Below are 7,198 nucleotides of genomic sequence, written 5' to 3' on the forward strand. Positions count from 1 at the left end.
GCCCTAGTCCCACATCCCGCGCATCCGGCTTTTCAGATCGACGCGCTCGGTGCCGGTCGCCGGCGCATCGCCCTGGCCGGCCGGCGCGCCGTAGCCCACTTGCTCGAAATTATCCAGCACATCCGGCGGCAGGAAGCGGCTCGTCGGCGACACGACATGGCCGTCACCGTGGCGCGGCTGATTGTGGCGGTAGAATCGCTGCGGCTGGATCAGGTGCAACTGGTCCTTTGCCCGCGTCATCGCGACGTAGAGAAGCCGCCGCTCCTCCTCGACGCCCTCGTCCGAGCCCGTCGCCATGTCCGAGGGGATGCACCCGTCCACCACGTTCAGGACATAGACGGCCTGGTACTCCTGGCCCTTGGACGAGTGGATCGTGGAGATGATCAGCCAGTCGTCGTCGATCAGCGGCTCGCCGGCCTCGTCGCCGGAGGTGTCCGGTGGATCGAGCGCCACCTCGCTCAGGAATCGGGCCCGGTTTGGGTAGGTCTGTGCGATCCGCTCCATCTGCTCGAGATCGTTCATGCGCGCCCGCGGGTTCTCGTGCAGCCGCTCGATGTACCGGCCATACCAGCGGCGCCCGAGACCTGGCTGGTCGGTCCAGTCGGTTTGACGGTCACGCAGCTGGCCCATGACCTCGACCAGCGGCTGCCATTCGGCCTGTGCCCCCTTCGGCGGCTTGTAGCCAGCCATCGCCGCCACCGGGTTCTGGGCGCGTTCGATCTGAGCGAACGCCCGCCGGGCGTTTCCGGGACCGATGCCGGGCAGCAGCTGCAACACCCGGAAGCCCGCCACCTGATCGCGGATGTTCTCGGCCCAGCGCAGCAGGGAGATGACGTCCTTGATGTGCGCGGCTTCCATGAACTTCAGGCCGCCGTACTTGACGAACGGGATGTTGCGGCGCGCGAGCTCGATCTCCAGCGCCCCCGAGTGATAGCCGGCGCGCACCAGCACGGCCTGTTCGCGCAGGTCGATCCCGGCCTCGCGGTTGGCCATGACGCGCTCCACCACGTAGTCGACCTGGCTCTGCTCGTCGCGCGTCGTCACCATCTTCGGCAGGTCGCTGCTCTCCCGGCGCGAGAACAACTGCTTGGCGTACCGCTGGCTCGACTGGGCGATAACGTGGTTCGACGCATCCAGGATCGGCTGGGTCGAGCGGTAGTTCTCCTCGAGCGCGATGACCCGCGCCGGCGGATCGAACATTTGCGGAAAATCCAGGATGTTGCGGATCGTTGCTGCCCTGAACGAGTAGATCGATTGCGCGTCGTCGCCGACCACCGTGAGGCCGTCCCCGTTGGGCGCGAGACCGCGCAGGATGTCGGCCTGGACCACGTTCGTGTCCTGGTACTCGTCGACCAGGACGTAATCGAAGCGCTTCCGCACCTCGGCCCCGACACCCTCGGCGTGCATCATGTCCGCCCAGTAGAGCAGTAGGTCGTCGTAATCCAGCAGGTCGCGATCCTGCTTGGCCTCGACGTAGGCCCGGAACAGCTGCTTCAGCTCATCCGCCCACTCGGCGTACTGCGGGAAATGGTCGTCCAGGACAGCCTGCAGCGGCTGGCGCGCGTTGATCGTGTGGGAATAGATCGCAAGGCACTGCCCCTTCTTCGGGAACCGCTTCTCACTCTTCGAGAATTCAAGGTCCTCCCGGACCACGTTCATGAGGTCCTCGGCATCTGAGCGATCGAGCACGCTAAAGTCCTGCGAGAGCCCGATCTGCTCGGCGTGCAAGCGCAGCAGCCGCTGGGCGATCGCGTGGAACGTCCCGCTCCAGGACAGCTCGCGCGTGCTCGCGCTCGTGCCCAGCGCATCGGAGACGATCCCGAGCGCGCGCCGGGTCATCTCCGCGGCCGCGCGCCGGGTGAAGGTCATCATCAGGATGCGGTTCGGATCGGCGCCGGCCAAGATCAATCGCGCGACCCGCGCGGTCAGCGTGCGTGTCTTGCCGGATCCCGCACCCGCGATGATCAGCACGGGGCCTGGCAGGCGGCCCTGCTGAACCTGATCGAGACCATGCTCCACGGCCTCGCGCTGCGCCTGGTTGAGGCTGTCGAAGGGGCTATTGCCGCTGGCCAGCTCGACGTTGGTCATCACATCCGATCGTTCTTGAAGTGTTCACAGCAGCGTAAGCGCAGAGCGGGCGAGATGCGAGGCCCGTTTATGCACGCGCTGCTGCGGCCAGGATAGCTGTCGCTCGTGTCTGGGCACACCACTCGCCTCGCGTTAGCCTCGCGGCGCAATCACGCTTTTCCGAACAGCCCTGGTCGACAAGGTGGGGGCTCACGCGAACTCGGCCAGGGCGAACACCAACCGCAGAGGAGGCTTGATGGCGCAGACAATCGCGCGTCTGGGCGCAGCGGCACTCGTGCTTGCCTGGACGGTGGCGGGCGTCCAGCAGGCGAACGCCCAGCCGACAACGCCGGCGTCCACGAATCGGCAGGCGAGCGAGGTGATCGCGAGCGCGCAGGAGGGCTTCGTCCGCTTCGCGCTCGCCTTCGTTCGGTCCGCGGTCCCCCTGACATACGACGCGATCCGCACCGACACCGTGAGCGAGGACCTGGTGATCACGGACGTGACCCTGACCCCGGAGCTGCCGTATGCGCGCTCCGGCGCCTGCACCATCACAGCCGCACGGGTATCCAGCCTGGGTGGCGAGCTTGGCGCGGCCACGCGCGGCAGCTTGCGGATCAGCGATGTGCAGGTGCCCCTCGCCTGCCTTCCCGAGCAGGCTGCTGGCCAGCTCCGCACGCTCGGCTACGACACGGTCACGGTCGATACGGTCGACGCGGACGTGAACTACAGCTTCCCGACATCGAGCGCGCGCATCGACATGACCACGCAGCTGGCGAACGCCGGGCGGCTCAGCTTCACCGCGGACCTCGCCTACCTCTGGCTGCAGGGCGGCGATGACGGTCCGCTGGATGATCCGCAGCCGAAGGCGAAGCTCTCGCGCGCGAGTATGAGCTTCACCGACCAGGGGCTTGTCGAGCGCCTGCAGCCGATGATCCAGCGCAACACCCAGGGTCCCGACGACATCGAGCTCAAGGTCCGGCAGGGCGTCATGGCCGGTCTATCCGATGGCGGGCAGCGCGACCCGGGACCCGATGTCGCCCGCTTCGCCAAGCAGCTCTCCCGGGCGACCGCCGATCTCTTCCGCGGCGGCGATCGCGTGACGGTCCGAATTCAGCCCGAACAACCGATCTGGTTGACCGAGGAGCTTTTCGAGACGCCGCAGAGCACCTTCGCCGCCCTTCAGTCGACCGCGGGGAGCGCGGCCGTCACCGATACCCGCCCCGTCAGCCCGAAGACGCTGAAAGCGGTCCTGGGCGGCGAATCGCCATCGAACCCGGCGGTCCAGAAGCGTGTCGGCCGGGCGCTCGTGACGGGCGTCGGCGCCCCGCGTGATCTCGCGACCGGACGGCAGCTCCTGGGGCCGATGGCCCGGAACGGCGACGGCGAGGCGGCGGCCGTGCTCGCGGAGGCGCTCGCCCAGGAGGACATGAACCTGCCGGCGTACCGTTACGCGTTGCGCGCCCAGCGCGGCGGCCGCACCGACGGCATGGCGATCGCCGATACGCTGGAGCGGCGCCTGTCGGCCGGCGACATCCTGAAGGCGCAGGAACAGGTCCGCGACGATGCGCCCGATGACGGTCGGGAGAGCGCGGCCAGTCTTGCGGATCCCTCGACGCGCGACCTGCTGAGCCGCGCCCGCCGGGCGGCGGACGGCCGCGGTGTCGCCCGCAGCTACAAGACCGCGCACTACTGGGCCAGCCTTGCCTCGGCCTCGGGCAGCCGCGCGGCCCGGCAGCTGATGCAGCGGCTCGATGCGCGGCTTGAGTCCCAGGCGTGGCGCGATGCCCGTCGCAATGCCGAGGGCCGCGCCATGACAACCTGGATGCAGGACGGTCTGGCGGAGCGCATGACCGGCCAGTAACGCAGGTGGCGGGCGGCCGGTGTCCGGCCCGATGTCGGGCTACACGGCCGCCCGCCTCACACCTGCCTAGTGGCCCCACTCCTCGCGCAGGAACTCGGCCAGAAGCGGCTCAAGCTGCGTGAGTTCGTCGCTTTGATGCTGCTGGTTGCCGATGATCAGCAGCCAGCGTCCGCGCTCGGGCGCGGACTTGTCGTCCGGTGCGAGATCGAGGATCACGAAGTTCTCCTCAAGCAGAATGCTGCCATCGTCGGTGCGCACGGGCGTGCCATAGACCACGCCGGCGTGCTGCTCGCCGTCGTGATCGAGGATGCCGCGGCTGTAGAAGCCCGGTGGCGTGGCGTTGTCCGACAGTTTGGCGCGGCCACGTCCGCGCGTCCGCTGCGCACGGTCGGCGACGCCCGAGGCCATCTTCAGAGCTTCATCCAGGGTGTTGTTCGCCCAGGTCTGGGCCGTGCTATCGCCGCTCCACCAGACCTGTTCGATCAACTCCCACTTGGCCTCGGAGGGGTCCCCCACGGCGAGGCGCTCTCCGAAAGTCAGAACCACCTCGACCTCGGGGCCTTGTGCGTCATCCGGCACCAGGGTTTTCCGCCAGAACTGGAGGTCGTCGCCGATCCCGAGCTCCCAGCCGTCGACAAGTAGGCGGTCCACGACCTCGCGGGCGGTGTTTTCCGGGCACGCGCGCAGTAGCACCTCGAGCGTTTTCTCGACCTCCGGAGATCGGCCCGCGTTGTCCTTCGCGCTGGTATCCCCGCTCGCGCCGGCCGGGCTTTCTGCCTTGGCGGGCGTCTGGGTCTTGAGGGCATGCATCAGGGCGTCGGATCGCCAGCCAAGCGCGCCGGCGATATCCTCGAGGACTTCGGTCTGCTTCAGCTCGACGCCGCGGTGCTTCAGGCGCTGGCGCAGGCGCTTGGCGAGCGCGGAGGGGAATCGGTGATCGAACGCGATCTGCGTCATGAGGGTCTCCCGGCCTAGGGTCTCGGTATCGCCAGCGCTGGGCGCCGGTCGGGCTGTCCCCGTCGCCCGCGACCGAGACCGTGACGGGTACTCATGGCCGCGCACAGCTGCCGGGTTGGGCATTATTGCTTTGCGCTTGCAGCCACGAGATCTTGTGGCTGCGCGCTCGGCAACATGATCCCCAAACCGACCTGAGGTTCAGGTCGATCCGGGTCACCCCTGGAGCCCCGCCCAGGGGGTCGCCGCGACGCCGCCGGCGGCGGTCGACACGGCTTTCGCTCGGCAAAGCGCCTGAGCGCTTCGTCGAGGACGGCACGCCGGCTTCGGCGCGGGTTCCCCATCACGGAACACGAACGTCGTGCCCCCAGGTTCCGCGCCGCGTTGACGTCGGCATGCATCCGAGTGCCGCAGCAGCGGCACCGGAATTCCGATTGGCTGCGGCGGTTCTTCTTCTGGACCCAGCCGCAGTGTGAACAGCTTTGCGAGCTGTAGGCGGCGTGCACTTCGGTGTGCGTCACGCCGTAGCGTTCTCCCAGGTCCTGCAGCTTGGCCCGGAACGCCGCGCGACCGCAGTTGGTCAGGATCCGGTTCATCCGCTTCGACAGGCCGGGATGCCGGAAGTCCAGCCGTTCCACGGTCAGATGCGCCGGCTTTCGCAGCAGCACGATCCGGTTCAGGATCCGGTTGATCTCGGTCTTCAGCCAGCCCCGCAGCTGGCGTACCGCGCGGTTATACCGGGGCGAGCGGACCTTAAGGCCGGCCTTCTGCCGGTGCCGGGCGATCGTGGAAATGCGCTTGTCGAGATTTTCCAGATGGCGCAGCGCGTCGCGGCCCATCAGGTCGCCCGCGTCGGTGGAGATCAAGGTCGACAGGCCGAAGTCGATCGAAAGGTTGTCGCGCAACGGCGTGTAGGTCGCGCGCGCCTCGGCGAAAGGCTCCGCGACGTCCGTGATCACGCCGACCCGGAGCGTGCCGTCGTCGCTCTCGTTGATCTGGACTGTCTGGCAGCGCTGGCCCTTCCGTTCATCGAAGTACGGGTAGGTGCTGAGTGGGATCTCGATGCGTCGCCCCTTATCCAGCGTGCCCAGGCGTAGCCAGAGCGGGAACGCCGACGCGCTCGCCGCGTCGGCCAGCGTCGCCTGGCGGCGGTCGACGACCATGTTGGCGCGCTTGAATGACGGCTTGCGATGCTGCTTCAGCACGTGCTTCATGATCCGGCGCGCCAGATCGCGGACGTCGTCGGGGACCGGCTCGCCGGTGTCGGGCATAGCGATCTCGCGACGGCGGTCGAACGAGGCTTGCGCCTTGTTCACAACCCGAAGCATGTGCTTCGTGCGATCGTCGAACTTCTCGTGCCGCCCCACGATCTCGGCGAAGTCGTTCTGGCGGTTGGAGAGGAACGACGTCAGCGTGCCGACGACCTGATAGCGCACCATCTGGATCCGCTGGGCACCGATTTCCGCCTTGGCGCCGGCCACGCCGGGCACGGCGGCCTCCTGGGCCGCCGGGATGTTCTTCTGGAACCGGCCGTCGCGGAAAAAGCGCACCCACTGGTCGGCGGCGACGGCCCGCGCCGCCCGGCGCCACACGCGTAGCAAGTCGCGCACGGCGGCTTCCTTGCCGGGGTTCATCGCCGTTGGCAGCAGGTCGGTGCGGTGGATAGCTAACTCCGTCATGTCGTCAGTGCCCGGAACGGCAGCGGCTCTGCCGGTCGCGCAAGCAGCGACATCAGCGTCGCCGCATCACGCGTCCGGTGATCCCACGCGTGCGCCGCTTGCGCGGCATAGCGGTCGAGGTGTTTCCCACTGATCCAGTGATGCACGCCCACGACCATGCGCCGCAACAACGCGTGATACGACTCCGCCGTGTTGACGTGAACGCGCTCGCCGCTGTCAACGTCGGTCCGGGCGTACTGGCGCTTGGAATGGTTGACCGTCAGATGGCTCGGATGCGCCTGGCCGATCCGCCGGTAGGCCGGCAAAGCATCCATCATCAGTTGTGCCGTCGGATCGATCCAGGCCCGCCAGGCGGGTGCGATCGCGTCTGTACGATGGCTTTTGATGCGGCGGGCATGGACCGAGCCGCCGAGCTCGACGGCGGTCAGTAGCAGCGGCTTTGCCGTTCCACGCCCTTTCGGGCGCGATCCGCCGCCCCTGCCAGACGCGCTGTCGTCACCGGCATCATCGTCGCCGGTGTTCCGGGGGCGCGGGTCGCCGCCAACGTAGGTTTCGTCCATCTCCACCACCCCGCGCAGGACCGGATCGTCCCCCTGCATGGCGCCGCGACGCGGCGCCGAGGGGCTGTCCATCC

The 7,198-nt window shown here is 68.1% G+C and carries 5 protein-coding genes; 1 reads left to right on the top strand and 4 read right to left on the bottom strand.

Translation table 11 applies throughout. The features are described 5' to 3' along the window. Positions 1-3: 3 nt before the first annotated feature. A complete protein-coding gene (locus CKO28_RS06385) occupies positions 4-2,088 on the bottom strand; it encodes an ATP-dependent helicase (RefSeq protein ID WP_200339794.1) in 2,085 nt (694 codons plus the stop codon). 235 nt (positions 2,089-2,323) lie between these two features. Between CKO28_RS06385 and CKO28_RS06390 the strand changes: the two genes are divergently transcribed. Then, positions 2,324-3,931: an aq_1923 C-terminal domain gene (locus CKO28_RS06390; protein ID WP_200339795.1), complete on the top strand. Its 1,608-nt coding sequence runs from the start codon at positions 2,324-2,326 to the stop codon at positions 3,929-3,931. Positions 3,932-3,997: 66 nt separating this feature from the next. Here the strand turns inward: CKO28_RS06390 and CKO28_RS06395 are convergent, their stop codons facing one another. The 3 genes from CKO28_RS06395 to CKO28_RS06405 form a co-directional block, all read right to left on the bottom strand. After that, positions 3,998-4,888 carry a hypothetical protein gene (locus tag CKO28_RS06395; protein WP_200339796.1) on the bottom strand — a complete coding sequence of 297 codons (891 nt, stop codon included), beginning with the start codon at positions 4,886-4,888 and terminating at the stop codon, positions 3,998-4,000. Between the two features lie 122 nt (positions 4,889-5,010). Further along, positions 5,011-6,564, bottom strand: coding sequence for a zinc ribbon domain-containing protein (locus CKO28_RS06400; RefSeq protein WP_200339797.1), 1,554 nt, complete (start codon positions 6,562-6,564; stop codon positions 5,011-5,013). Further along, a partial coding sequence (locus tag CKO28_RS06405; protein WP_200339798.1) for an IS1595 family transposase occupies positions 6,561-7,198 on the bottom strand: 638 nt, incomplete at its 5' end. The genes CKO28_RS06405 and CKO28_RS06400, both read right to left, overlap by 4 nt.

This window comes from Rhodovibrio sodomensis, assembly GCF_016583645.1.
Classification (GTDB): Bacteria; Pseudomonadota; Alphaproteobacteria; order Kiloniellales; family Rhodovibrionaceae; genus Rhodovibrio; species Rhodovibrio sodomensis.

Bases quoted from the DNA above. Each gene is read 5' to 3' on its own strand.
- CKO28_RS06385 (WP_200339794.1), bottom strand. From the start codon at position 2,088: ATGACCAACGTCGAGCTGGCCAGCGGCAATAGCCCCTTCGACAGCCTC.
- CKO28_RS06390 (WP_200339795.1), top strand. From the start codon at position 2,324: ATGGCGCAGACAATCGCGCGTCTGGGCGCAGCGGCACTCGTGCTTGCC.
- CKO28_RS06395 (WP_200339796.1), bottom strand. From the start codon at position 4,888: ATGACGCAGATCGCGTTCGATCACCGATTCCCCTCCGCGCTCGCCAAG.
- CKO28_RS06400 (WP_200339797.1), bottom strand. From the start codon at position 6,564: ATGACGGAGTTAGCTATCCACCGCACCGACCTGCTGCCAACGGCGATG.